Genomic DNA, 23,025 nt, shown 5'->3' with positions numbered 1-23,025 from the left:
ATTCTCGTTCGAGTGACTGGATCCAGGGCTGAGGCCGCGTATGCGCGTGCCGTCACCGCATTCAGCACCCCGACACTCGATCTGCTGCACGGTCGGTTCGCCCCGTTCGTGGTCGCGTCGCTCACTCTTCTGTTCACCGCCGACCGGGCGTCTGTCGCGGTCGCGGATGCGCACGCCGAGCTGGGCGAGGTGCTCGACGAACTCCGAGCGGCGGGGTACGACGACGACAGGCGGCTTCCGTCCGGGAGCGGCCGGGACGTGTGCCGGAACTGGGTGCGCCTCGGCTGGCTGATCCAGCAGATCGACGACGACGTCGAGGTCTACCGCCTGTCTGCGCATGCCGTCGCAGCACTCGAGATATCCGGCCGCACCGGCGGAGGGCGCACGCGCGTGTCGAACTCCCGCGTGCGCACCCTCCTCGACGCGGTCGACCACCTGTCGGTGAGCGCGGAAGTCGACCCGGTCCGGCGGCTGGCGCGGCTGTATGACGAACGCGATCTGCTCGACGCAGAGATCGCTCGCATCCAGGAGACCGGGCATGCCGACCCTGCCGACGATGAGGAGCTCCTCGAGGAGGCCGAGAACGTCCTGCACCTGGCACGCGAACTGCCCGCCGATTTCACGCGCGTCGCCGAGTCGCTCAGGTCGATGCAACGCGACGTCGTCGCCCACCTGCGCAGGGACGAGAGACCGACGAGCGAAGTGCTCCGCGAGTATCTGCAGCGCGCCCAGGATGTGATGCAGTCGACACCGGAGGGGCGCGCGTTCGCAGGAGCCCTGCGTCTGATCGGCGACCCCGATCGCATCGATGCCCTCACAGAGCAGCTTCGCGGACTGCTCGGCCGGCCCTTCGCCCGTATGCTCGACGGCGCGCAGCGCGCCGAGCTCGACGCCATCGGTCGACGCGTAGAGCAGGGGGTGGAGGAGGTGCTGGCCGCGCAGCGCCGCGCTTCGCACGTGATCACCGGCCAGGTGAAGACCCACGATCCGCTGCGCGATCGTCAGATCGACGACCTCCTGCGCGACGTCATCGCCGGGCTCCATGGGTGGTCCGGCCCGGCGACGGTCGTCGACCCGGTGCGCAGCATGCCGCTGATCGATCTCGGGCATCTGCGTCAGACCACCAGCGATATCCGCCCGCCGCGTGCACCGGCGCCCCTCGCCGACGCCGATGACGTCGACTTCCTCGATCACGACACGCGCGCCTGGGGTGGTCCGAGATATGCCGAGCTCGAGGAATACGTCGCCGGACTGGGGACGGACTTCGACCTCGCCGATGCCTTCCGGTCGGTGCCCGACGCGGCTCGGCGCCCTGTCGATCTGCTCGGTCTGCTCGAGATCGCGCACCGGAACGGCCTCACCGAGGGAGATGGCATCTCGACGGTCGAAGCATTGCGCCCGGACGGCACGAGCAGGCGATTCGCATTCGGCGCCGTGACCGCCCGCAGCACGAAAGAGGATTCAGATGATGAGTGACGACGACCTCACCACAGCCGGCGCGGATGAGGGGTTCATCGCTCCGACGGCGATGGAGGACGACCTCGAGGCGCACTTCCCCGGCGATCGCGGCACGCTCGATCCCGAGATCAGACGCGTGCTCGTGCACCTGCTCCAGCGGCGTTTCATCTCGATGGAGCGCAACCGACGTGAGTGGACGCTGCTGCTCGAGCACCAGCAGGTGATCGAGTCGCGGCTCAACGACATCTACCTGCGTCTGATCATCGATCACGCCAGAGGGTTCGCGTACAAGCAGCAGCTGCGCTCTGACGAGGTCGAGATGCCCGTGCTGCTGAAGGACTCTCCGTACTCGCGCGCCGAGACGCTCGTTCTCGTGCACCTGCGGACCGTCTACCAGCGCGAGTCCGCGTCCGGCGAGGGTTCAGTGCGGATCGACATCGAGGACGTCGAGCAGACCGTGCTGAGCTACTTCGCGGACGTCGACGGCGGAACCGCGAAGCAGCAGCGCGCCATCCGCAGCGCATTGGATCGGCTGGATCGAGAGGGCATCGTGCAGGAGGAGACCAGCGGACGCTACCGGATCACCGCGCTCGTCGAGGTGGTGCTCAGTGCGGAGACGCTCAAGGAGCTGCGGGAGTGGCTGCGATCCCAGGCGGTGGTGGCGCGATGACGATGATGGACACGCTCTTCGGGATGATCCCCGCGAGCTCACGCGGTCAGCAGTGGGTCGCGGAGGAGCTCCAGCTCATCAACTGGGGCGGCTACGACGGCGGTCCCCACCGCGTGCGGTTCTCGCCCGATGCGACCCTGCTGTGCGGCGGATCGGGGTCGGGCAAGTCGACGCTCATGGACGGCTACATCGCGCTGATGATGCCGCACACGACGCCCTTCAACGGCGCGTCCAACGGCGGCGTCACGGGCCGTCCCCGCGGCGACGAGCAGCGGAACATCCTGTCGTACGGGCGCGGCAAGATCGACGAGTCCCGCACCGAGGAGGGGACGAAGCTCCGCGTGCTGCGCGGCGACGGCGAGGACACCTGGAGCGCCGTCTCGATGACGTGGTTGGATCACGACGGCTCGCGCTTCACGGCGGTGCGCGGGTGGTACATCCCCGCGGACGCCCGCACCCTCGAGGACACCACGCGATTGCGGGCCACGATCGACGGCGCCTTCGACCTCTCGCAGCTCGAACGCGCTGCGGTCCAGCGACTCAGTGACGCGTCGGTGCGCGCCGTCGGGCTGGAGCCCGTGGCGACCGACCGCGAGTTCTCGGCTCGACTTCACGCCGTGCTCGGCATCGGCGCGGCCGGTTCGGGGGCGAAGGCGATCAGTCTTCTCGCCCGCATCCAGGCCGGTCAGCAGATCACGACGGTCGACGACCTCTACAAGAAGCTCGTGCTCGAGGAGCCCGAGACGATGGCGACCGCGGACGCGGTGGTCGCTCATTTCGATGAGTTGGAGAGCACCCGGACGCGGATGCTCGTCGCCAAGCAGCAGGTGGCGGCTCTCGAGCCGATCCGCGAGATCTCGCAGCGCATCGAGGCGGCGTCGGCGCGGATGAGCGTCGTGGACGAGGTCGGGGTCTTCTCGGAGCCGACCTCCCTCGCGTCCCTGTGGAGCGCCGAGCGCCGCCTCGATCTGCTGCGCGAGGTGGAGGCGGATCTGCGTGACCGCACCCAGGCGCTGCAGCTGGCCGTCCGCGAGAAGAACGCACTGATCGCCGCCGCCGAGGTCGAGCGGGAGGGGCTGCTCGACGTCCTGCGGCAGTCCGGAGGCGACCGCCTCGAGACCGCTCAGCGCGAGCTGCGGGGTGTCGAGCGCCGACTGGAGGACGTCCAGCGCGAGCGGGCGCGCTTCGACAGCGTCGCCAGGGAGCTCGGCGCCGAGGTGCGCACCGCATCCGATTTCGAGGAACTGCTCGCCCGCGTCGGCCGGGAGCTCCCGCAGAGCGGACTGCGCGGAGCCCGCGCCGCCTTCGCCGATGCAGAGTCGTCGCGCCGAGCGGTCGAGAGCGAGCTGAGTCGCGCGCGTGCCGAGCAGGACCGCACCCGTGAGCTCCGCGGGAGCATTCCCGCGCATCTGCATGAGGCGAGAACTCTCCTCGCCCAGGCGGCCGGGCTCACCCCGACGGATCTGCCCTTCGTCGGTGAGCTCATCGAGGTGCGCACCGAGTTCGAGCCCTGGCGGGACGCGTTCAACCTCGCCCTCGGCGGGTTCGCGCGGACATTGCTCGTCGATGTCGCGGACCTCGGGCGGTTCCGTGCGGCCATCGAGTCGGTGCGCATCGCTGAGCGGATCAGCTACGAAGGCGTCCCGACGGGCGTCGCCGAGTCTCGGACGGCGGACCCCCGCACGCTCCCCGGTCGTCTCGATCACCGATCGACGCCGTTCACCGGATGGCTTCAGCAGCGACTCCGTGAGCGGTTCGAGTACGTGTGCGTGGACTCGTCGACCGAGCTCGCCGAGCACCCTCGCGCGCTGACGCTCGCGGGGCAGGTGTCGCACGGAGACCGCGGGTCCCATGGCGGGCATGGCCGGGCGAACATGCTCGGATTCTCGAACGCGCGCCGTCTTCGCGAGCTCGACGAGCAGATCAGCCAGCTCGAGAGCCGCCGCGATGCTGCGACTCAGGCCGCTGCGGACGCCGAGGCCGACCTCGACTGGATCGAGGCGACGTCCAAGGCGCACGCGAAGATCGAGGACCTCACCTGGGATCAGATCGACGTCGAGGCCGTCACGGCGGAGCGCGCGCGATGGGTCGCAGTGGAGGCGGAGGTCACCGACGAGAACCCGAAGATCGCCGAGCTGAAGTCGCAGGCCGAGGAGCTCAGAAAACGGGTCGGCCGTCTGCGCGACGAGAGCTCCCGACTCGGGGGAGACCTCACACTCGCTCAGGACCGTTGGGTGGAGGTCACCGACCAGGTCGACGACTGTCAGCGGATCGTCGATGCGGCTGAGGCGGCCGAGATCGCGCTGGAGGAGCGGCATCGTTCGTTCCTCGACGCGCGCTTCCTCGGAGCAGACGCGGCCGTCAGCGTGACGGCGTCGGAGCGCCTCGCTCACCTCGACGCCGCATTGCGCACGGCCGCGACCAGACTGCTCGAGGACCGCACGTCGGCAGCCGCGGCGCACGCCGAGCAGCGTGAGCAGATGCGACGCCTGATGACCGGTTTCCTCGAGCGCTGGGATACGCTCACGATCCTCCCCGACCCCGACGAGTCGGTCGCGGAGTTCGAGAGCATCCTCGTGGCGCTCGAGACCAACGGCCTGCACGAGCTGGAATCCGAATGGCGAGACAGCCTCCTCAAGCTCTCCGGAAACGATCTGACGAGCCTGGATTCGACGCTGGGTCGTGCACTGCGCGAGATCAAGAACCGCATCGACCCGATCAACAGGATCATGGAGGAGCTGCCGTTCTACGACGATGATCACCGTCTTCAGATCACACCGCGCGAGAACCAGTCCGAGGCGCGCAGGCGATTCCGCAAGGAGCTTCGCGAGGTGCGCAGCCTCATCGACGCAGCGGAGACGGATGTCGATCGTGAGAGCGTCTACCGGAGGATGAGCCGTCTCATCGGTCGGATGCGACGCACAGCTCCCGACTTCGCCGAGCTCATCGACGTGCGCAACCATGTGCGGGTGAGCGCGGAGCGGGTCCATGCGACGACCCGGGAGCATGTCGCGCTCTACGACCACATCGGCGAGAAATCGGGTGGAGAGTCGCAGGAGCTGGTCGCCTTCATCGTGGGCGCGGCACTGCGCTACCAGCTCGGCGACGCGGGTGCCGAGCGTCCGAGGTATGCACCCGTGTTCATGGACGAGGCCCTGATCAAGGCGGACGCGCACTTCACGAAGCGTGCGATCGGAGCATGGCGGGGTCTCGGCTTCCAGCTCGTGATCGGTGCGCCGAACGACAAGTACAGCGCCATCGAACCGCATGTCGACGTGGAGTACGACATCCTCAAGGACACGCGCGGCCGCTCCTGGGCACGGCCGAAGGTCGGTCTGCCCGCCGAGTGACACCGGCGATGCTGGTCAGCGCGACACGAGAGTTCGGATCGCGCCGACCGTGCGGTCGATGTCGTCCCGGGTCGTCGCCCAGGACGACATCGAGCAGCGCAGCGCAGCGCGACCTCTCCACTCGGCCCCGGTCATGGCGGCGGTGCCCTCCACGAGCACGGCCTCACCCAGCCGTCGCGTCGCCTCATCGGAATCGAGACAGAACATGACCTGCGTGTAGTCGACGTCGTTGAGGATGCGGATGCCGTCGATCGTCGTGAGCCCCTCGGCCATCGCCACCGCGTTCTCGTGCAGCCTGTCGATCAGGTTCGAGATGCCGTCCCGTCCGAGGCTGCGCATCGCCGCCCACGCGGGCACGCCGCGTGCGCGACGGGACAGTTCCGGCGTCACGTCCCACGGGTCCAGACTCGTGTAGATGAGGTAATCGCCACCCGTGCGGAACGCGGCGATGGAGTCCGCAGGGTCGCGGACGATCGCCATGCCGCAGTCGTAGGGCACGTTGAGCGTCTTATGCGCATCTGTCGCCCACGAATCGGCGTCGGACATGCCCGCCGTCAGCGGCTGTAGCGACTCGGAGGCCGCGGCCCAGAGGCCGAATGCGCCGTCGACGTGCACCCAGGCTCCGTGCCGATGGGCTATCGGTATGAGGGCTGCGAAGTCGTCGAATGCGCCGGTGTGCACTTCTCCGGCCTGTAGACAGACGATGGTCGGTCCTGAGCCGTCCGCGAGGACGCTGTCCAGGGCGTCTGGTCGCATGCGCCCCTGCGCGTCGGATTCGACGGCAGTGATGCCGGTGCGTCCGATCCCGAGGAACCGCGCTGCACGGTCGATCGACCCATGGCGGTCGGCACCTACGACGAAGCGCATCTGCGGAGATCCGTGCAGTCCCTTCTCGCTGAGGTTCCAGCCGACTCGAGCGAGAACGGCGTTCCGTGCCGTCGCGAGGCAGGTGAAGTTCGCCATCTGGCCGCCGGTGACGAATCCGACGCTCGCGTCGTCGGGCAGGCCCAGGATGTCGAGCATCCACCGGCCGGCTATGCGCTCCAACGCCACGGTCGTCGGCGTGAGCAGTGCGGATCCCGAATTCTGGTCCCAGGCGGACACGAGCCAGTCGGCGGCGAGGGCAGCGGGATGCGTGCCGCCGATGACGAACCCGAAGAATCGTCCTCCGGGGATCGCGACGAGACCGGGGTCCGCCCGCGACACGATCTCGTCGATCACCTCTTCCGGGTCCATGCCTTCGGCGGGCAGGGGGCCGCCGAAGGCGTCGAGCATCTCGGCGAGGGTCGCCCGCGGCCACACCGGTCTGTCGTCGAGCGACCCGAGGAACTCGAGTGCTGCTCGGTGGGCGGCGTCCAGTCCGCGGATCCTGTCATCGTCGACGCTCTGGTCCATGTGTCAGGACTACACCCACGCCTGCCCTCACACCAGAGCGATCACGGGAACAGGAGGCCGCCGCTCCGTGTGCGGCCACAGGCCGCGGGCATGGTTCGATAGAATGGACGATGCCCTGGGCCGTGCCCACGGGCGGATACGACGAGCGGAGAATTATGTCCGGGCATTCCAAGTGGGCCACCACGAAGCACAAGAAGGCCATCATCGACTCCAGGCGCGCCAAGTCCTGGGCCAAGCTCATCAAGAACATCGAGGTCGCGGCCAAGCTCGGCGGAGCCGACCTGCAGGGAAACCCGACGCTGTTCGACGCGGTGCAGAAGGCGAAGAAGACGTCGGTCCCGAAGGACAACATCGATCGCGCAGTGAAGCGCGGCGCGGGCATCGGCGGCGAAGCGGTCGAGTACACCTCGATCATGTACGAGGGGTACGGACCCAACGGCGTCGCGATGATGATCGAATGTCTGACCGACAACAAGAACCGTGCTGCGGCCGAGGTCCGCACTGCTCTCAGCCGCAACGGCGGAACCCTCGCCGACCCGGGCAGCGTCGCCTACAACTTCAGCCGCAAGGGCGTGATCGTGGTCGGCTCCGAGGGGACCACCGAGGATGACGTGATGATGGCCGCGCTCGAAGCGGGGGCCGAAGAGATCGAGCCGCACGCCGAGGGCTTCGAGATCATCACCGAGGCCACGGATCTCGTGACCGTCCGCAGCGCGCTGCAGGAGGCGGGAATCGACTACGAATCCGCCGACGTCGAGTTCGTGCCGAACCTCAAGGTCGAGATCGACGCCGACACCGCTCGCAAGATCTTCCGCCTCATCGATGCACTCGAAGACAGCGAGGACGTGCAGAACGTCTTCACCAACTTCGATCTCACCGCCGAGGTGCAGGCCGAGCTCGAGAACGACGACGCGTAGGCGCGCCGACCGCGTGCCGTCGGACGAGACGCTTAGCCTGGGGGAGTGACCTCCTCCTCGCTTCGCGTGCTCGGCATAGACCCGGGTCTCACCCGGTGCGGCGTGGGGGTCGTCGACGTCGACCGGGCTCGACGAGGGACGCTCGTGCATGTTGGAGTCATCCGCTCGGCGCCCGATCTCCCGATCGGCGAACGACTCGCGATCGTCGCCGCAGGCATCCGAGAGGTGCTGGAGCTCCATCGGCCCGATGCTGTCGCGGTCGAGCGCGTGTTCGCGCAGCAGAACAGTCACACGGTGATGGGCACGGCCCAGGCGAGCGGCGTGGCTCTGCTGCTCGCTGCTGAGGCAGGACTCCCGGCGGCCACGCACACTCCGAGCGAGGTCAAGGCGGCGGTCACCGGCTACGGCTCGGCAGACAAGCGTCAGGTGCAGACCATGATCGCCCGGATCCTGCGCCTGGATGCGCCGCCGCAGCCGCCGGATGCCGCTGACGCCCTCGCGATCGCGCTCTGCCACGCGTGGCGTCGGGGCGCAGCGGGGGTCCCGGGCGTGGACGCGCTCACCCCGGCCCAGAAGGCATGGGCCGACGCGGAGCGTGTCGCTCGAACATATCTACGATCGGGTGCGTAGGCTGGGCGGATGATCTCCTCGCTGCACGGCGCTGTCCTCCACTCGACCGCCGATCAGGTCATCATCGACGTCGGGGGAGTCGGGTTCTCCGTCTCGGTGCCCGCAGACGTGGCTCACACCGCGACCGTCGGCGAGAAGCTGATGCTGCACACGAGCCTCATCGTGCGCGAGGATGCGTTGTCGCTCTACGGGTTCGCCGACCGCAGCGAGCTGGAGATCTTCGGCCTGCTGATCAGCGTGACCGGCGTCGGGCCGAAGTCGGCGCTGGGGGTACTGTCGCATCTCACCGTCGACCAGATCGCGGAAGCCGTGACATCGGAGGATGACGCCCCGTTCCGCCGTGTCTCGGGTATCGGCCCCAAGACCGCCAAGCTCATCGTCCTCCAGCTCGCGGGCAAGGTGCATCCGGTGGGCGCGGCGTCGAAGCCCGCCGCGAGCGGACCCGTCGACGTCGTCGATCAGGTCGCTGCCGCGCTCGTCGGTCTGGGGTGGTCCGAGAAGGTCGCCGCCGAGGCCGCCGCGCAGACCGCCGCGGAGGCCTCTGAGGCCGAGCGGGCAGCCGTCGCACCGCTGCTGCGCCGCACGCTCGCACTGCTGGGGCCGGCGCGTGTCTGACATCCGCGACGCCGCCGAGCCCTCCGACGACACCGAGCTGGCGATCGAAGGAGCCCTGCGACCCACGAGCCTGGGTGAGTTCGTCGGTCAGCAGAAGGTGCGGGGGCAGCTCCAGCTGCTCCTCGATGCCGCACGGATCCAGAATCGCCCGCCCGACCACATCCTGCTCGCGGGCCCGCCCGGGCTCGGCAAGACCACGCTGGCGATGATCGTCGCGCACGAGAGCGAACGTCCGCTGCGCCTCTCGAGCGGACCGGCGATCCAGCACGCCGGCGACCTCGCCGCGCTCCTCTCGAGCCTCGTGCCCGGCGAGGTGCTGTTCATCGACGAGATCCACCGGATGGCGCGGTCGGCGGAGGAGATGCTCTATCTCGCGATGGAGGACTTCCGCATCGACATCATGGTGGGCAAGGGCGCGGGGGCGACCAGCATCCCGCTGGACCTCGCACCGTTCACTCTCGTGGGTGCGACGACGCGCTCGGGTCTGCTGCCGAACCCGCTGCGGGATCGCTTCGGCTTCACCGGTCACCTGGAGTTCTACGAGGAGGCGGAGCTCGAGCGCGTCATCGCACGCTCGGCCCTCATGCTGGGCGTCGATCTGCCGCGGGATTCGCTGTCGGAGATCGCCCGTCGCTCGCGCGGCACTCCTCGTATCGCGAACCGCCTGCTGCGTCGAGTGCGCGACTATGCGCTCGTTCACGGCGGCGGCGCGGCCTCCCTGGTCGGGGTCAAGGCGGCGCTGGAGCTCTACGACGTCGACCCCATCGGACTGGACCGCCTCGACAGAGCGGTGCTCGAGGCGCTCGTTCGGCGCTTCCGCGGGGGTCCCGTGGGGCTCAGCACGCTCGCGGTCGCCGTGGGCGAGGAGGCCGAGACGGTCGAGAGCGTCGTCGAGCCCTATCTCGTGCGCATCGGGTTCCTGGGTCGCACACCGCGCGGTCGCGTCGCCATGCCGGAGGCCTACAGCCACCTCGGCATCGCGCACCCGGACGGGGCGCTCCGACTTGATGACCTATAATCGCTGAAGACTTCCCCTGATAGAACTGCGCGACCGTCCTGTGGTGCGCGCACCTGAGAAAGGCCCTTTGCCACCATGCCCATGGAAATCCTCCTCTTCGGCCTTCTCGCCGTTCTCGTCGTCTTCATGTTCGTCAACGGACGCAAGCGCCAGAAGCAGATGAAGGCTGAGCAGGAGGAGAAGGCGACCAAGACCGTTCCCGGGGTCAAGGTGCTCCTCCAGGGTGGTATCTACGGCACGATCGTGGCCTACGACCACGACGACCTCGACTCACCCGCGCTCGTCGAGATCGCTCCCGGCACCGTCATCGAGGTGCACAGCCAGGCGATCCTGCGCATCGTCGAGCCCAAGGACGCGATCGAGACCGACCCGGCAGTGCTCGCCGCCGAAGATGCACCGATCGTGAACGACGTTCCCGTCGTCGACGACGCTCCGGCCCTCGAGACTCCCGAGGAGACCCGTCGCCGTCTCGAGCGCGACGCCGACGACAAGTAGCCTTCGCGCTGCACCACCTCGGCACTCCGGCATCTTAGAAAGCTGATCACACGTGGCCACTTCTTCTCCGGTCCGTCATGCCTGGCGGGTCCTCATGGGCCTGCTCCTGGTGACGGGCGTCCTCTTCGGCATCAACGCGCTCGGCGTCCACGTGTTCGAGAAGAGCTCCTGGACCCCTGAGCTCGCGCTCGACCTGCAGGGCGGCACGCAGATCGTGCTCAGTGCCGAGACCGAGGACGGCGCTGCGCCCTCCCCGGAGCAGCTCGATCAGGCGGCCGCGATCATCCGCCAGCGCGTCGATGCATCCGGTGTGGCCGAGGCCGACATCACCACCGAGGGCGGCCGCAACATCGTGGTGCAGATCCCGGGTGTCGCGGACGAGCAGACGCGTGCGCGCATCCAGTCCAGCGCGCAGCTGGAGTTCCGCCCGGTGCTCGCCACGACGGCCGGCACGAATCAGTACGTGGGTGAAGACGGCAACGAGACGGCGTATCCGACCCCGGACGACTCGCTGAACGCGACGCCGACGGCCGAGCCGACGGATGCGAGCGACCTCGCCTGGGTGACCGACAGGCTCGCCGCGGAGTTCCAGGCCTACGACTGCGCCAACCCCGAGAACGACCCCTCGAATGCGCCCAAGGACCAGCCGCTCATCGCGTGCGATCCCTCGGGCCAGGCGAAGTACCTCCTCGGTCCGACCGAGCTCACGGGTGACGCCATCACCGACGCATCCGCGGGCCGCGACCCGAAGACGGGCGCGTGGCTCGTCCAGCTGACGATGAACGGCGACGGCGCCGAGGCCTTCGGCGAGGTGAGCACCCGCCTCAACCAGAACCGCCTCGCGGAGCTCTCGCCGCGTGATCAGTTCGCCTTCGTCCTCGACGGATCGGTGATCAGCGCACCGCGCATGAACGGACAGATCCTCGACGGTCGCCCGAGCATCTCGGGAGACTTCAACCAGGAGTCGGCGACCGCCCTCGCCGACCAGCTCAAATTCGGCGCCCTGCCCCTGAGCTTCGAGGTTCAGAGCTCCGACACCATCTCCGCGACCCTGGGCACCCAGCAGCTTCAGATCGGTCTCATCGCGGGCCTCATCGGTCTCGCACTCGTGGCGATCTACTCACTGATCGTCTATCGGGCGCTCGGCTCCGTGATCATCGCGTCCATCGCCGTGATGGCTGTTCTGACGTACATCATCATCTGCATCCTCGCGTGGCGATTGGGCTTCCGCCTGTCGCTCGCCGGCGTCGCGGGCCTCATCGTCTCGATCGGCTTCACCGCCGACTCGTTCATCGTGTACTTCGAGAGGATCCGAGACGAGCTCCGCGACGGAAAGTCGATCACCTCGGCGGTCGAAGACGGCTGGGGCAGAGCGAAGCGCACGATCTACATCTCGAAGTCGATCAACATCCTCGCGGCCGTGGTGCTGTACATCCTCGCGGACTCCACCGTGAAAGGCTTCGCCTTCACTCTGGGGCTCACGACCCTCATCGACGTGTTCATCTTCGTGATCTTCACGCACCCGGTGATGCAGCTGCTCGCCCGCACCAAGTTCTTCGGCGGGGGCCACAAGCTCTCCGGTCTCGATCCCGAATCGCTCGGTGCGGTGTACCGCAGCCGATCGCAGTTCCGTCAGGTGTCGACCGCCACCGCGGGCCGCGGCGCGAAGAACGCCAGAGCCAAGGGCGAAGCCGAGCGCCGTCAGACCATCGCAGAGCGCAAGCGCGCCGAAGCACTAGCCGGTGAGAGAACCACCCGCACCGGAAGCGAGGGGGACGCCTGATGGCTTCCATGAACGAGTTCGGTAACAACCTCTACACGGGAAAGACGTCCTTCCCGTTCGTCGGCAAGCGCCGCCTGTGGTTCATCATCGCGATCGTGCTGGTCGTCGGCTCGGCGCTGGTGCCGCTCATCCGCCCGATCCAGTTCTCGATCGAGTTCACGGGCGGGTCGCAGTTCACCGTGCAGGCGCCCGACAGCTTCGAGCAGGAGACCGCGAAGACCGCGGTGCAGTCGGTCGTACCCGGTGCGGCGACCAAGGTCGTCGTGGTGGGCGGCAACGACATCCGCGTCCAGACCGATCAGATGAGCGCTGCCGAGACGCAGCAGGTCTCCAACGCCCTCGCCGATGCCTATGGCGTCGAGCCCGAGAGCGTGACCTCGTCGTTCATCGGACCGGCGTGGGGTGAGAACGTCACCAAGCAGTCCCTCTGGGGTCTCGCGATCTTCCTCGCACTGACGTTCCTGATCCTCGCGATCTACTTCCGGACGTGGAAGATGTCCGCGGCAGCGATCCTCGGCCTGCTCGACGTCCTCGTCATCACGGTCGGCGTCTACGCCCTGGCCGGGTTCGAGATCTCACCGGCCGCGGTCATCGGATTCCTGACGATCCTCGCCTACTCGCTGTATGACACCACGGTGGTGTTCGACAAGATCAGGGAGAACACCACGGAGGACGGCGAGAACTCGACGCGAACCTTCGGCGAGTCGGTCAACCTGGCGGTGAACCAGACGCTCATCCGATCGATCAACACCTCGGTCGTCGCCGCGCTGCCGGTCGGCGCGGTCCTCTTCATCGGAGCCTTCTGGCTGGGAGCCGAGTCCCTCACCGACATCTCGCTCTCGATCTTCGTCGGCATCCTGGTCGCGACCTACTCGACCCTGTTCGTGGCCGCGCCGCTCTACTCGCTCTTCCGCGAGAACGAGCCGCAGATCGCGGCACGAGATGCCAAGATCCGCGAGGCACGAAGCCTCGCGACCGCAGAGGCCCGATAGTCCCCGCTCCGCGGGGCCGCACCCCGTGGAGCACGCGTAAGCTGTTGTGATTCGGAGGTGAGCGGATGGCGGAACCGCAGACGGCGTCGCAGGGCTCCAGCCTGAGACGACTGGTTCCCCGCATCTTCTCCCGCGCGCCCAGGATCAACGACCTCGACAACCTGATCCGCACGGTCCGTGCGAATCACCCGCGAGGCGATCTCGCCGTCATCGAGCGCGCCTACGCCGTGGCCAAAGAGAAGCACACCGGCCAGCAGCGCCAGAGCGGCGAGCCCTACATCACGCACCCGCTCGCCGTCGCGCAGATCCTCGCGGAGATGGGCCTGGGTCCTCGAGCCATCGCTGCGGCACTGCTGCACGACACCGTCGAAGACACCGGCTATGCGCTCACCGACCTCACGGCGGAGTTCGGCGACGAGGTCGCGATGCTCGTCGACGGCGTCACCAAGCTCGACAAGGTCAAGTACGGCGAGAGCGCCCAGGCCGAGACCGTCCGCAAGATGATCGTCGCGATGTCGAAGGACATCCGCGTTCTGCTGATCAAGCTCGCCGACCGCCTGCACAACGCCCGCACGTGGGGATTCGTCCCGCCCGAGAAAGCTGCGAAGAAGGCCAAGGAGACGCTCGAGATCTACGCGCCTCTGGCCAACCGCCTCGGTATCCAGGCGATCAAGTCCGAGCTCGAGGACCTCTCGTTCGCTGTGCTGCATCCGAAGATCTACAACGAGATCCACAACCTGATCGCCCAGCGCACCCCGCAGCGCGAGAAGTACCTCGCTCAGGTCGTCGAGGAGATCGACGAGGACCTGCGCGATCTGCGCATCCGAGGCAAGGTCGTCGGGCGTCCGAAGCAGCTGTACTCGGTGTACCAGAAGATGGTCGTACGAGGCCGTGAGTTCGACGACATCTACGACCTGATCGGCATCCGCGTGCTGGTCGCGTCGGTGCGCGACTGCTACGCGGTGCTCGGCGCCATCCACGCGCGCTGGACGCCGCTGCCCGGTCGCTTCAAGGACTACATCGCCACCCCGAAGTTCAACCTCTACCAGTCGCTGCACACCACGGTGATCGGACCGTCGGGTCGGACGGTCGAGATCCAGATCCGCACGCACGAGATGCACCAGCAGGCGGAGTACGGCGTCGCCGCGCACTGGATGTACAAAGAGCGGATGAACGGCGGCAAGACCGAGGTCCGCGCCGCCGACAACGACATGGCGTGGCTCGCGCACATCTCGGACTGGCAGGCCGAGACGGCGGATCCCGGCGAGTTCCTCGACTCTCTGCGCTTCGAGATCGGCGCGAAAGAGGTCTACGTCTTCACGCCGAAGGGGCGCGTCGTCGGGCTACCGGCGGGTGCGACACCGGTCGACTTCGCGTACGCGGTGCACACCGAGATCGGCCACCGCACGATGGGCTCGAAGGTCAACGGGCGCCTCGTGCCGTTGGAATCGGAGCTCAAGAGCGGTGACGTGGTCGAGGTCTTCACCTCGAAGAACCCCGACGCCGGCCCGAGCCAGGACTGGCTCGGCTTCGTCAAGAGCACCCGCGCACGCAACAAGATCCGCGGATGGTTCACGAAGGAGCGTCGCGAAGAGGCGATCGAGCAGGGCAAGGAGGCCATCGCTCGCGCGATGCGCCGCCAGAACATGCCGCTGCAGCGCCTGATGAGCCAGGACTCGTTCGCCGAGGTCGCACATCAGCTCCGCTATGAGGACGTCTCGGCGCTGTATGCCGCCGTGGGCGAAGGTCACGTCTCCACGCAGTCCGTGCTCGAGAAGGTCACCGCGCTGGTCGCGGCGACCGATCCCGCCACAGGTCCGATCGACCTCCCCGGCAGCATGCCGTCGCGGGAGCCACGGGCAGGGGATTCGGGTGTCCTGGTGCGCGGAGCATCGGACATCCTCGTGAAGGTCGCGAAGTGCTGCACTCCGGTTCCCGGAGACGAGATCGTCGGTTTCGTGACGCGTGGCAGCGGCGTGTCCGTGCACCGCACGGACTGCCCGAACGTCAAGGCGCTCGCGAGCGAGGAGGACCGCTTCGTCGAGGTGTCGTGGGCCCCGACGACGAAGAGCGTCTTCCGGGTGCAGATCCAGGTCGAGGCCCTCGACCGTTCGGGGCTGCTCTCGGATGTCACCCGGGTGCTGAGCGAGCATCACGTCAACATCCTGTCGGCGACCGTCAGCACCACCGACGAACGCCTCGCCATCAGCCGCTTCGTCTTCGAGATGGGCGATGCCGTCCACCTCGACCGGGTGCTGAACGCGGTGCGTCGCATCGACGCGGTGTATGACGTGTACCGCGTCACCTCGTCCTGACGAGAATCCTCTCGAGCGCGCCGCGTCCGGCGCGCTTTCCCGGCACGCGGGTCATGCGCTCGAGCTCCCGAAGCGCAGCGGATACGAGATCCGGTTCGGCGTCGGCGAGGAGCACCATCCACCGATGCAGGGATCCGTCGCGGTGGAGTCCGAGAGCGAGATCGACCATGGTGCGCTCCGGCGTCATCACCGGTACGCCGCCGATCACGACGAGATCCGACGGCGGCAACGCTGTGTCATGAAGGATCACTCGTGCGGGCAGTGCGGGGCGAATCCGATGGCTCACTGCGCGCCGGACGTGATGGCGTGCAGGGGGAGTGTCGCCGGCACCGTGGATCCAAGCTGCCGTCGGGCCGGAGGCGGCCGTGTCCGCAGGGACGAGGGGCGCGAGCGCGGCTGCTCTCGCGCTTGCGCTCTCGACGAGATCGGCGGGGATGTACCCCTCGCCCAGATCGACGAGATGCCCGTCGAGCCTCGCCGCGCTGAGTTCGGGGATCGTGAGGCGTTGGCCGGGCAGATACAGGAACGCGGGATGCATCACGCCAGTCTGGCGCGGTGCATCCCGCGTACTGATTCGATCCGGAGATCTGTGGAGAAGGTCAGCCGCCGAGGGCGTTGAGCCAGGTGCGGCGCGCTTCGAGAGCATCCGCCGCGGTCTTGGCGGCCTTCTTGTCTCCCGACTTCTCTGCGGCGGCCAGCTCGGACTCGAGCTTCTCGATCGCCTCGAGCAGCTGCGAGCTCATGTCGTTGGCGCGTGCCTTGGTCTCGGGGTTGTTCTTCTTCCAGTCGACCTCTTCGCGTGCCTTGAGCGCCTGCTCGATCACACGGAGACGATCGTCGAGAGCGCGCTCCTTCTCGCGGGGGAAGATGCGGCCGATCTCATCCCACTGGCGCTGGATGCCGGTGAGCAGCGCGCGGGCGCGCTTGATGTTCGGCTCGTCTGCGACTGCCTTGGCCTCTTCGAGAAGGGCCTGACGCGCTTCGATCTTCGGGGCGGAGTCCGCCTCTTCAGCCGCCGACTGCTCGGCACGAGCGGAGTACAGCGCGTCGCCGGCTGCCTTGAATCGCGCCCAGAGCGCGTCGTCGGCCTTGCGACCAGCGCGACCGGCGGCCTTCCACTCGTCGAGCAGACTGCGATACGCGGGGATGCCGTCGACTCCGCGAGGAGCGAGAGCCTCCGCGCGCTCGACCAGCCGCGTCTTGGCGTCACGAGCGGTCTTGTGGGTGTCGTCGAGCTCGGAGTAGAACGCGCGGCGTGCCTTGTCGACGGTGCCGCGCGCGTCACGGAACCGCTTCCAGAGCTGCTGGGACACCCCCTTCGACAGACGAGGGCCGTTCTGCTGCTGCGCCTGCCACGCGTCGAAGAGTTCGCCGAGCTCGGCGGTCACCTGCTTCCACTGCACCTTCGAGAGGTCGCGGGCTGCGATCGCCTCGGCGCGCTCGACGAGAGCCGTGCGCTCGGCGATGGCCTTGTCGACCAGCTCCTTGGCCTGCTGGGCCTCCTGAGCGGTCGCCTCGGAGAGCGAGGAGGTCAGCGTGTTCAGACGATCACGGAGTCCGGTGAGGTCGCCCACAGCGGCAGCGTCGGTGGCCTCGGTGAGAAGATGACCGGCCTGCTTGACCAGGTCACCCGCAGACGCGCCGCCGGCCTGGTGACGCTGCTCGAGCGTGTGCACCTTGAACGCGATGTCCTCGTACTTGCGCACGAAGTAAGCGAGTGCCTCGTCGGGGGTGCCGTCGGGATACTGCCCGACCACGCGCCACTCGTCGCCCTCGCGAACCTCGACCGTGCCGTCTTCGGCGACACGGCCCCACTTCGCTGCCTCGGCACTCGATGCGGAGGTCGCGGGCGATGCTGCGGCTGCGGGAGTCGCTGCAGTGGGCTTGGTCAGCTTTCGCGGCAGCGGCGCTGCCGGGGGAGCGGGAATGGGGGGAGTCGGCTTGGACGGCTCAGACACGGTGATTCTCCTTGCGCGGTAGGGCCCGCGGGAGGCGGAAAGGACGAGCTTCAGCCTAGTACGAGAGCGAGGTTGCAGTGTGGTCGTCGAATCTCACAATGGCCGTTACCGTTCTGTGAGCGAATCGTTCGACGCACGAAACACCGCGCGTCACATGCGGGAAACACCAGGCTCCTATCGTCGCCATCACGACGTCCCCCGGCGATTGGAGCAACATGAGCGAGGTCCTCCTCACACCCCAGGAGATCGTGGTGGTCGGTGCAGGGATGGTCGCGCATCGATTCGTGGAGAGCCTGATCAGCCGGGCCGAGACGCCGATGCATGTGACGGTGATCGGAGACGAGGCGCGTCGACCGTACGATCGGGTCGGACTCACCGGGTTCTTCTCGGGGGCGACTCCCGAGGAGCTCGAACTCGATCGCTCGGTGTTCGACGACTTCCGCGTGCGATTCCTCGCCGACGACAGAGTGCTGCGGATCGATCGCTCGGCCCGCACCGTCACGACGAGGTCGCGCACGAGCATCCCGTACGACACCCTGGTGCTCGCGACCGGCTCCTACGCCGCGAAGGTCGCCGTGGACGGTGCGGACCTGCCCGGCTGCTTCGTCTATCGCACACTCGACGATGTCCAGGGCCTCAAGGACTTCGTCGAGCGGCGAGGACGCATGCTCGGTCGTCCGCTGCGCGGCGCGGTGATCGGCGGAGGGCTCCTCGGCCTCGAGGCCGCCGGCGCTCTGCAGGGAATGGATGTCGACGCCACCGTCGTGCAGTACTCCGATCGCCTGATGTCCGCTCAGCTCGACTCAGCGGGTGGAGGGATGCTCAAGCGTCTGCTCGAAGCGCGTGGCATCTCGGTGCGCACCGGATCGAGGACGACTCGGCTGGACCCGGATGACTCCGGCGCGGTCACGGCTCTCGAGTTCCAGGACGGATCGATCGAACGGGCGGACGTCGTGGTCTTCACCGTCGGCGTGCGTCCCCGGGACGAGCTGGCGCGCAATGCGGAGATGCAGGTGGACCCCCGCGGCGGTGTGATCATCGACGATCGGTGCTCGACGTCCGACCCCCACATCCTGGCGATCGGCGAGGTCGCGAACTTCGACGGTCGCTGCGTCGGACTGGTGGCTCCCGGATACGCCATGGCAGAGGTGGCGGCGACGCGCCTGCTCGGGGGCGATGCGGCGTTCCCCGGCTACGACGACTCCTCCAAGCTGAAGCTCTCGGGCGTCGATGTCGCGAGCTTCGGCGATGCGATGGCCACGACTCCCCATGCGCTCGACGTCGTCTATGCGGATCCTGTCGCCGGTGTCTATAAGAAGCTCGTGCTGTCGGATGACGCTCAGACGCTGCTCGGTGGGATCCTCGTCGGCGATGCGGCGGCCTACGGCGCGCTGCGTCCCCTCGTCGGCGCGAAGCTCGGCGCCGACCCGGCCGCCTACCTGCTGCCGGAAGGCGGGAACGAGGCTCCTGGTGGCGAGCTGCCGGATGAGGCCGTGGTCTGCTCGTGCTCGAATGTGACCGCCGGGCGCATCCGCCGGGCGGTGCACGACGAGGGGTGCACGGACGCCGCCGCGGTGAAGGGCTGCACGAAGGCCGGGGCGACCTGCGGATCCTGCGTGCTGATGGTGAAGAAGGTCGTGGGGCAGGAGCTCACCAAGCTCGGCCAGACCGTGTCGCATGCCCTCTGTGAGCACTTCGATCTCTCGCGGCGCCAGCTCTTCGACGCGGTACGGGTGGCTCAGCTCACGACGTTCAGTGGCATCGTCGAGCGCTTCGGGCGCGGCCGAGGGTGCGACATCTGCAAGCCGGCGATCGCCAGCATCCTCTCGGTGCTCGTGGGCGCGCACGTGCTCGACGGCGAGAACGCCACGCTGCAGGACACCAACGACCACGTGATGGCCAACATGCAGAAGGACGGCACGTACTCCGTCGTCCCGAGGATGGCCGGTGGCGAGGTCACACCGGAGGGACTGATCGCGATCGGGCAGATCGCGAAGGACTTCGCGCTGTACACGAAGATCACCGGCGGGCAGCGGATCGACATGTTCGGAGCGCGGCTCGAACAGCTTCCGGTGATCTGGCAGCGTCTGGTCGACGCGGGCTTCGAGTCGGGGCAGGCGTACGGCAAGTCGCTGCGCACGGTGAAGTCGTGCGTCGGGTCGACGTGGTGCCGCTATGGCGTCCTCGACGCGGTCGGCATGGCCGTCAAGCTCGAACTGCGCTATCGGGGGCTCCGTGCTCCCCACAAGCTCAAGCTCGGCGTCTCGGGCTGCGCTCGTGAATGCGCGGAGGCGCGGAGCAAGGACGTGGGAGTCATCGCCACCGAGACGGGGTGGAACATGTATGTCGGCGGCAACGGCGGCTTCACGCCGCGGCACGCGCAGCTGCTCGCGTCGGACCTCGACGACGAGGGTCTCATCAGGGCCATCGACCGCTTCTTCATGTACTACATCCGCACCGCCGATCGTCTGCAGCGCACGGCTCCCTGGTGCGAGGAGCTCGAGGGCGGACTCGACGGGCTGCGGAGTGTGATCTTCGACGACAGCCTGGGCATCTGCGCCGACCTCGATGCCTCGATGGCGCAGCACGTCGATCGCTACGAGGACGAATGGGCGGCCACCCTCGCTGACCCCGTGAAGCTCGAACGGTTCCGGTCGTTCGTCAACGCGGCCGATACGGCGGATCCGTCACTCGCCTATGTCTCTGAGCGCGGGCAGATCCGCCCGGCGTCGCCGGAGGAGCGTCGCGCCGGAGGCGTCCTGATCGCCGGAACCGCTCTGGAGGTGCGCCGATGACCGTCGCGATGGACTCCACCACGCATGTGCGGGTATGCACGCTCGAGGACCTCGAGGTCGAACGAGGGCGAGCCGCTCTCTTGGACGGACAGCAGGTGGCGCTGTTCCTCCTCTCGGACGGCACCGTGCTCGCAGTCGACAATCTCGACCCGTTCAGCGGAGCCAATGTCATCTCCCGCGGGATCGTGGGAAGTCGTGGGGATGTCCCCACGGTCGCATCCCCACTCCACAAGCAGATCTTCGATCTCCGCACCGGTGAGTGCATCGAGACCCACGGCAAGCCCCCCGCAGCACTGCGGGTGTGGCCGGTCGCGATCGACGACGGCGTCGTGTACGTCCGGATGCCGGAGAGCGTCGGATCATGAGGCGGACGCGTGTGGGCAGGGTCGACCTCGTCGGCGGTGGGCCGGGTCCCGCCGACCTCATGACGGTGCGCGCCTATCGCCTGCTGATGGCGGCCGACGTCGTGGTCGCCGATCGCCTCGGTCCGTTCGCGGAGCTCCGGAACGAGCTCCCGTCGCACGTCGAGGTCATCGATGTCGGCAAACGACCGGGTCACCACCCCGTCCCTCAGCACGAGATCGATGCCCTCCTCGTCGAACGCGCCCTCGCCGGCCACCGCGTGGTGCGGCTGAAAGGCGGCGATCCCTTCGTGCTCGGTCGCGGGGGAGAAGAGGTTCTCGCGTGTGAGGCCGCCGGTGTGCCGGTCAGTGTGACCCCGGGCGTCAGCAGCGCGATCTCGGTGCCTCAGGCCGCGGGGATCCCGGTGACCCATCGCGGCGTCGCGTCAGCGGTGCACATCATCAACGGGCACGGCGACCTCACCCCGAGTGCGCTCGCATCTCTGTCCGATCCGACGGTCACCACCGTCGTCCTGATGGGCGTGGCCTCGCTGCCTCGCCTCGCAGCCTCGGCCGCGTCGCACGGGGTGTCCGGCGACATCCCTGTGGCGATCGTCGAGAACGGTCACACCGAACGACAGCGGACCATCCGCAGCACCCTGGCGACGGCGGCGCAGGACGCGGCCGCTGCGCAGGTCGTGAACCCGTCCGTCATCGTGATCGGCGAGGTGGCTCGCGCGGGACTGCTACTGCCGACGAGGGCGATGATCGCGGAGAGCGCCACATGACGACCGCGCGCACGCTCGACTCGGCGCTGGCCGGATGCACGATCATCGTCGCCGCAGACCGCCGCTCGATCGACCTGGCGACAGCCCTCGAGCGTCGCGGTGCGGTGGTCCATCGCGCGCCGGCGCTGAGCATCGTCACCAACTCCGACGACGCGCAGCTTCTCGCCCGCACCGAGCAGGTGATCGCCGCTCCTCCGGACATCGTGATCGTCACCACGGGCGTCGGGTTTCGCGGATGGATGGATGCCGCGCACGAGCACGGCCTCGACGGACAGCTCGACGCGGCACTGCAGGGCGCGCACTTCGTCGCACGGGGACCCAAGGCGCACGGCGCGATCCAGCAGGCGGGTTTCACGGCTGACTGGGTCGCCGAATCCGAGACGTCGGCCGAGGTCGGCGAGTACCTCCTCGCCTCCGGGGTCGCGGGCAAGCGGATCCTCGTGCAGCATCATGGCGCCGGATCGGACGGCCTCGACGAGTTGCTGGCGGATGCCGGAGCCGAGGTGCTGAGCATCACGGTCTACCGGTGGGGGCCGCCGCCGGATCCTGAGGTGGTGCGGCGTTCGGCATTGCAGGCGGCGGCCGGCGAGGCGGACGCCGTGCTGTTCACCTCGGCACCGGGAGCGGCGTCGTGGATCGCGGTGGCAGAGGAGTCCGGCGCGCTCGAGCGCATCAGGAGACGCGCGGAGTCGGGCCGCCTCCTCCTGGCGTGCGTGGGCCCGATCACGGCCGCGCCGCTGCACGGCGCGAACCTCCGCACCACGATCGCCGACCGGGGGCGACTCGGATCCCTCGCTCGAACGGTCATCGCGCATTTCGGCGGCGGGAGGGCACCGTCACTCCCGACCGACGCGGGTCTGGTCGAGGTACGCAGCGGCGGAGTCCTCGTGGACGGCGTGTTCATCCCGCTCTCGCGGTCGGCTGCCGCCTTGATCGAGGCTCTCGCCTCTGCGGGCGGGCGTGTGCTCTCGCGCGCCGAGCTCGGGGGCGTTCTCCCCGGCGCCGAGCGCAACGGACATGCGGTCGAGGTGGCCGTCGCACGGCTGCGGGAGGCTCTCGGCGGCAACGAACTCGTGCACACGGTGGTGAAACGCGGCTACCGCCTGGCGGTCACCGAGTACTGAGCGAGGTGCGCGCGGGGGAGTGCGGGCAGTGAACGCCCGTGTCCGCCACCCACAGGGACCGTGGTCTATCCGGCGGGGGCCTCAGTGGGTGCAGGCTCCGGCGTCGCGGGGTCTGTCGGCACGGGCGCCTCCGTCGGCTCGACGGTAGGCGAAGGCGAGGGGGCCGGGGGATTCACCTGCGCGTGAACGACCTGGCTCACCACGGCTCCGGCGACGATGAGCACTCCGGCGACGACGGCGATCGTGTTGTCGCGGGTGCGACGCCGGATCTGACCCTCATGCCACGTCTTGCGGGCGGTGTGCAGACGTGCGCGCTCCACCTCGGTGCGCGACTGCTGCGTGCTCTTCCCGCGTCCGGCCATTGCGTGCTCCCTTACTGGA

General features: G+C 68.2%; 19 protein-coding genes. 15 read left to right on the top strand and 4 right to left on the bottom strand.

Features of this window, described 5'->3' with window-relative positions:
* Window positions 1-12: 12 nt before the first annotated feature.
* The 3 genes from AKG07_RS04190 to AKG07_RS04180 are packed head-to-tail and all read left to right on the top strand — an operon-like array spanning window position 13 to window position 5,478.
* Window positions 13-1,476 (top strand): DUF3375 domain-containing protein, encoded by a 1,464-nt coding sequence (locus tag AKG07_RS04190; RefSeq protein WP_053096186.1) that lies wholly within the window; start codon window positions 13-15, stop codon window positions 1,474-1,476.
* The gene (locus tag AKG07_RS04185) at window positions 1,469-2,128 is read left to right on the top strand and encodes a DUF4194 domain-containing protein (protein WP_053099121.1); all 660 of its coding nucleotides are present in this window, start codon (window positions 1,469-1,471) and stop codon (window positions 2,126-2,128) included. Before AKG07_RS04190 ends, AKG07_RS04185 begins: the two co-directional genes overlap by 8 nt.
* Complete coding sequence (locus AKG07_RS04180) at window positions 2,125-5,478, top strand: ATP-binding protein (RefSeq protein ID WP_053099120.1); 3,354 nt, start codon at window positions 2,125-2,127, stop codon at window positions 5,476-5,478. The genes AKG07_RS04185 and AKG07_RS04180 overlap by 4 nt, the downstream gene beginning before the upstream one ends.
* Before the next feature lie 15 nt (window positions 5,479-5,493).
* On the opposite strand, the gene AKG07_RS04175 is transcribed toward AKG07_RS04180, so the two are convergent.
* Window positions 5,494-6,873 carry a pyridoxal phosphate-dependent decarboxylase family protein gene (locus AKG07_RS04175; RefSeq protein ID WP_053096184.1) on the bottom strand — a complete coding sequence of 460 codons (1,380 nt, stop codon included), beginning with the start codon at window positions 6,871-6,873 and terminating at the stop codon, window positions 5,494-5,496.
* 155 nt (window positions 6,874-7,028) lie between these two features.
* Between AKG07_RS04175 and AKG07_RS04170 the strand changes: the two genes are divergently transcribed.
* From AKG07_RS04170 to AKG07_RS04135, 8 genes are all read left to right on the top strand, one after another.
* A complete protein-coding gene (locus AKG07_RS04170; RefSeq protein ID WP_053096182.1) occupies window positions 7,029-7,790 on the top strand; it encodes a YebC/PmpR family DNA-binding transcriptional regulator in 762 nt (253 codons plus the stop codon).
* Between the two features lie 45 nt (window positions 7,791-7,835).
* Complete coding sequence (ruvC, locus tag AKG07_RS04165) at window positions 7,836-8,420, top strand: crossover junction endodeoxyribonuclease RuvC (RefSeq protein WP_053096180.1); 585 nt, start codon at window positions 7,836-7,838, stop codon at window positions 8,418-8,420.
* Between the two features lie 9 nt (window positions 8,421-8,429).
* A complete protein-coding gene (gene ruvA / locus AKG07_RS04160; RefSeq protein WP_053096177.1) occupies window positions 8,430-9,035 on the top strand; it encodes a Holliday junction branch migration protein RuvA in 606 nt (201 codons plus the stop codon).
* A complete protein-coding gene (ruvB, locus tag AKG07_RS04155) occupies window positions 9,028-10,053 on the top strand; it encodes a Holliday junction branch migration DNA helicase RuvB (protein WP_053096175.1) in 1,026 nt (341 codons plus the stop codon). The genes ruvA and ruvB overlap by 8 nt, the downstream gene beginning before the upstream one ends.
* Before the next feature lie 75 nt (window positions 10,054-10,128).
* Complete coding sequence (locus AKG07_RS04150) at window positions 10,129-10,548, top strand: preprotein translocase subunit YajC (RefSeq protein WP_308418036.1); 420 nt, start codon at window positions 10,129-10,131, stop codon at window positions 10,546-10,548.
* Window positions 10,549-10,600: 52 nt separating this feature from the next.
* On the top strand, window positions 10,601-12,331 hold the full coding sequence (gene secD / locus AKG07_RS04145) for a protein translocase subunit SecD (protein WP_053096171.1): 1,731 nt from the start codon (window positions 10,601-10,603) through the stop codon (window positions 12,329-12,331).
* Window positions 12,331-13,323, top strand: a complete 993-nt coding sequence (secF, locus tag AKG07_RS04140) for a protein translocase subunit SecF (protein WP_053096169.1) — start codon at window positions 12,331-12,333, stop codon at window positions 13,321-13,323. The genes secD and secF overlap by 1 nt, the downstream gene beginning before the upstream one ends.
* 65 nt (window positions 13,324-13,388) lie before the next feature.
* Complete coding sequence (locus AKG07_RS04135) at window positions 13,389-15,638, top strand: RelA/SpoT family protein (RefSeq protein ID WP_053096167.1); 2,250 nt, start codon at window positions 13,389-13,391, stop codon at window positions 15,636-15,638.
* Here AKG07_RS04135 and AKG07_RS04130 read toward each other — a convergent pair.
* Together AKG07_RS04130 and AKG07_RS04125 are read right to left on the bottom strand one after the other, a co-directional pair.
* Window positions 15,625-16,176: a type IV toxin-antitoxin system AbiEi family antitoxin gene (locus AKG07_RS04130; protein WP_053096165.1), complete on the bottom strand. Its 552-nt coding sequence runs from the start codon at window positions 16,174-16,176 to the stop codon at window positions 15,625-15,627. The genes AKG07_RS04135 and AKG07_RS04130 overlap by 14 nt on opposite strands.
* A 61-nt stretch (window positions 16,177-16,237) precedes the next feature.
* The gene (locus tag AKG07_RS04125) at window positions 16,238-17,602 is read right to left on the bottom strand and encodes a DUF349 domain-containing protein (protein WP_082297814.1); all 1,365 of its coding nucleotides are present in this window, start codon (window positions 17,600-17,602) and stop codon (window positions 16,238-16,240) included.
* A gap of 209 nt (window positions 17,603-17,811) precedes the next feature.
* Between AKG07_RS04125 and nirB the strand changes: the two genes are divergently transcribed.
* Genes nirB through AKG07_RS04105 form a run of 4 tightly spaced genes read left to right on the top strand, consistent with a single transcriptional unit; the run spans window position 17,812 to window position 22,644 of the window.
* The gene (gene nirB, locus AKG07_RS04120; RefSeq protein WP_171821917.1) at window positions 17,812-20,391 is read left to right on the top strand and encodes a nitrite reductase large subunit NirB; all 2,580 of its coding nucleotides are present in this window, start codon (window positions 17,812-17,814) and stop codon (window positions 20,389-20,391) included.
* Window positions 20,388-20,756, top strand: coding sequence for a nitrite reductase small subunit NirD (gene nirD / locus AKG07_RS04115; protein ID WP_053096163.1), 369 nt, complete (start codon window positions 20,388-20,390; stop codon window positions 20,754-20,756). The genes nirB and nirD overlap by 4 nt, the downstream gene beginning before the upstream one ends.
* Window positions 20,753-21,520: a uroporphyrinogen-III C-methyltransferase gene (cobA, locus tag AKG07_RS04110; protein WP_053096161.1), complete on the top strand. Its 768-nt coding sequence runs from the start codon at window positions 20,753-20,755 to the stop codon at window positions 21,518-21,520. Before nirD ends, cobA begins: the two co-directional genes overlap by 4 nt.
* A complete protein-coding gene (locus AKG07_RS04105; RefSeq protein ID WP_053096159.1) occupies window positions 21,517-22,644 on the top strand; it encodes a uroporphyrinogen-III synthase in 1,128 nt (375 codons plus the stop codon). The genes cobA and AKG07_RS04105 overlap by 4 nt, the downstream gene beginning before the upstream one ends.
* 65 nt (window positions 22,645-22,709) lie before the next feature.
* Here the strand turns inward: AKG07_RS04105 and AKG07_RS04100 are convergent, their stop codons facing one another.
* Window positions 22,710-23,006 carry a hypothetical protein gene (locus AKG07_RS04100; protein ID WP_053096157.1) on the bottom strand — a complete coding sequence of 99 codons (297 nt, stop codon included), beginning with the start codon at window positions 23,004-23,006 and terminating at the stop codon, window positions 22,710-22,712.
* Window positions 23,007-23,025: the final 19 nt, after the last annotated feature.

This window comes from Microbacterium sp. CGR1 (genome assembly GCF_001266755.1).
In the GTDB taxonomy this organism is placed as follows: Bacteria; Actinomycetota; Actinomycetes; order Actinomycetales; family Microbacteriaceae; genus Microbacterium.
This window is presented reverse-complemented; position numbering and strand designations above follow the sequence as displayed.

Excerpts from the sequence above, each read along its gene's own strand:
- AKG07_RS04185 (WP_053099121.1), top strand. The coding sequence starts at position 1,469 with ATGAGTGACGACGACCTCACCACAGCCGGCGCGGATGAGGGGTTCATC.
- AKG07_RS04180 (WP_053099120.1), top strand. The coding sequence starts at position 2,125 with ATGACGATGATGGACACGCTCTTCGGGATGATCCCCGCGAGCTCACGC.
- AKG07_RS04175 (WP_053096184.1), bottom strand. The coding sequence starts at position 6,873 with ATGGACCAGAGCGTCGACGATGACAGGATCCGCGGACTGGACGCCGCC.
- AKG07_RS04170 (WP_053096182.1), top strand. The coding sequence starts at position 7,029 with ATGTCCGGGCATTCCAAGTGGGCCACCACGAAGCACAAGAAGGCCATC.
- ruvA (WP_053096177.1), top strand. The coding sequence starts at position 8,430 with ATGATCTCCTCGCTGCACGGCGCTGTCCTCCACTCGACCGCCGATCAG.
- AKG07_RS04150 (WP_308418036.1), top strand. The coding sequence starts at position 10,129 with ATGCCCATGGAAATCCTCCTCTTCGGCCTTCTCGCCGTTCTCGTCGTC.
- secF (WP_053096169.1), top strand. The coding sequence starts at position 12,331 with ATGGCTTCCATGAACGAGTTCGGTAACAACCTCTACACGGGAAAGACG.
- AKG07_RS04135 (WP_053096167.1), top strand. The coding sequence starts at position 13,389 with ATGGCGGAACCGCAGACGGCGTCGCAGGGCTCCAGCCTGAGACGACTG.
- AKG07_RS04130 (WP_053096165.1), bottom strand. The coding sequence starts at position 16,176 with ATGCATCCCGCGTTCCTGTATCTGCCCGGCCAACGCCTCACGATCCCC.
- nirB (WP_171821917.1), top strand. The coding sequence starts at position 17,812 with ATGAGCGAGGTCCTCCTCACACCCCAGGAGATCGTGGTGGTCGGTGCA.
- nirD (WP_053096163.1), top strand. The coding sequence starts at position 20,388 with ATGACCGTCGCGATGGACTCCACCACGCATGTGCGGGTATGCACGCTC.
- cobA (WP_053096161.1), top strand. The coding sequence starts at position 20,753 with ATGAGGCGGACGCGTGTGGGCAGGGTCGACCTCGTCGGCGGTGGGCCG.
- AKG07_RS04105 (WP_053096159.1), top strand. The coding sequence starts at position 21,517 with ATGACGACCGCGCGCACGCTCGACTCGGCGCTGGCCGGATGCACGATC.
- AKG07_RS04100 (WP_053096157.1), bottom strand. The coding sequence starts at position 23,006 with ATGGCCGGACGCGGGAAGAGCACGCAGCAGTCGCGCACCGAGGTGGAG.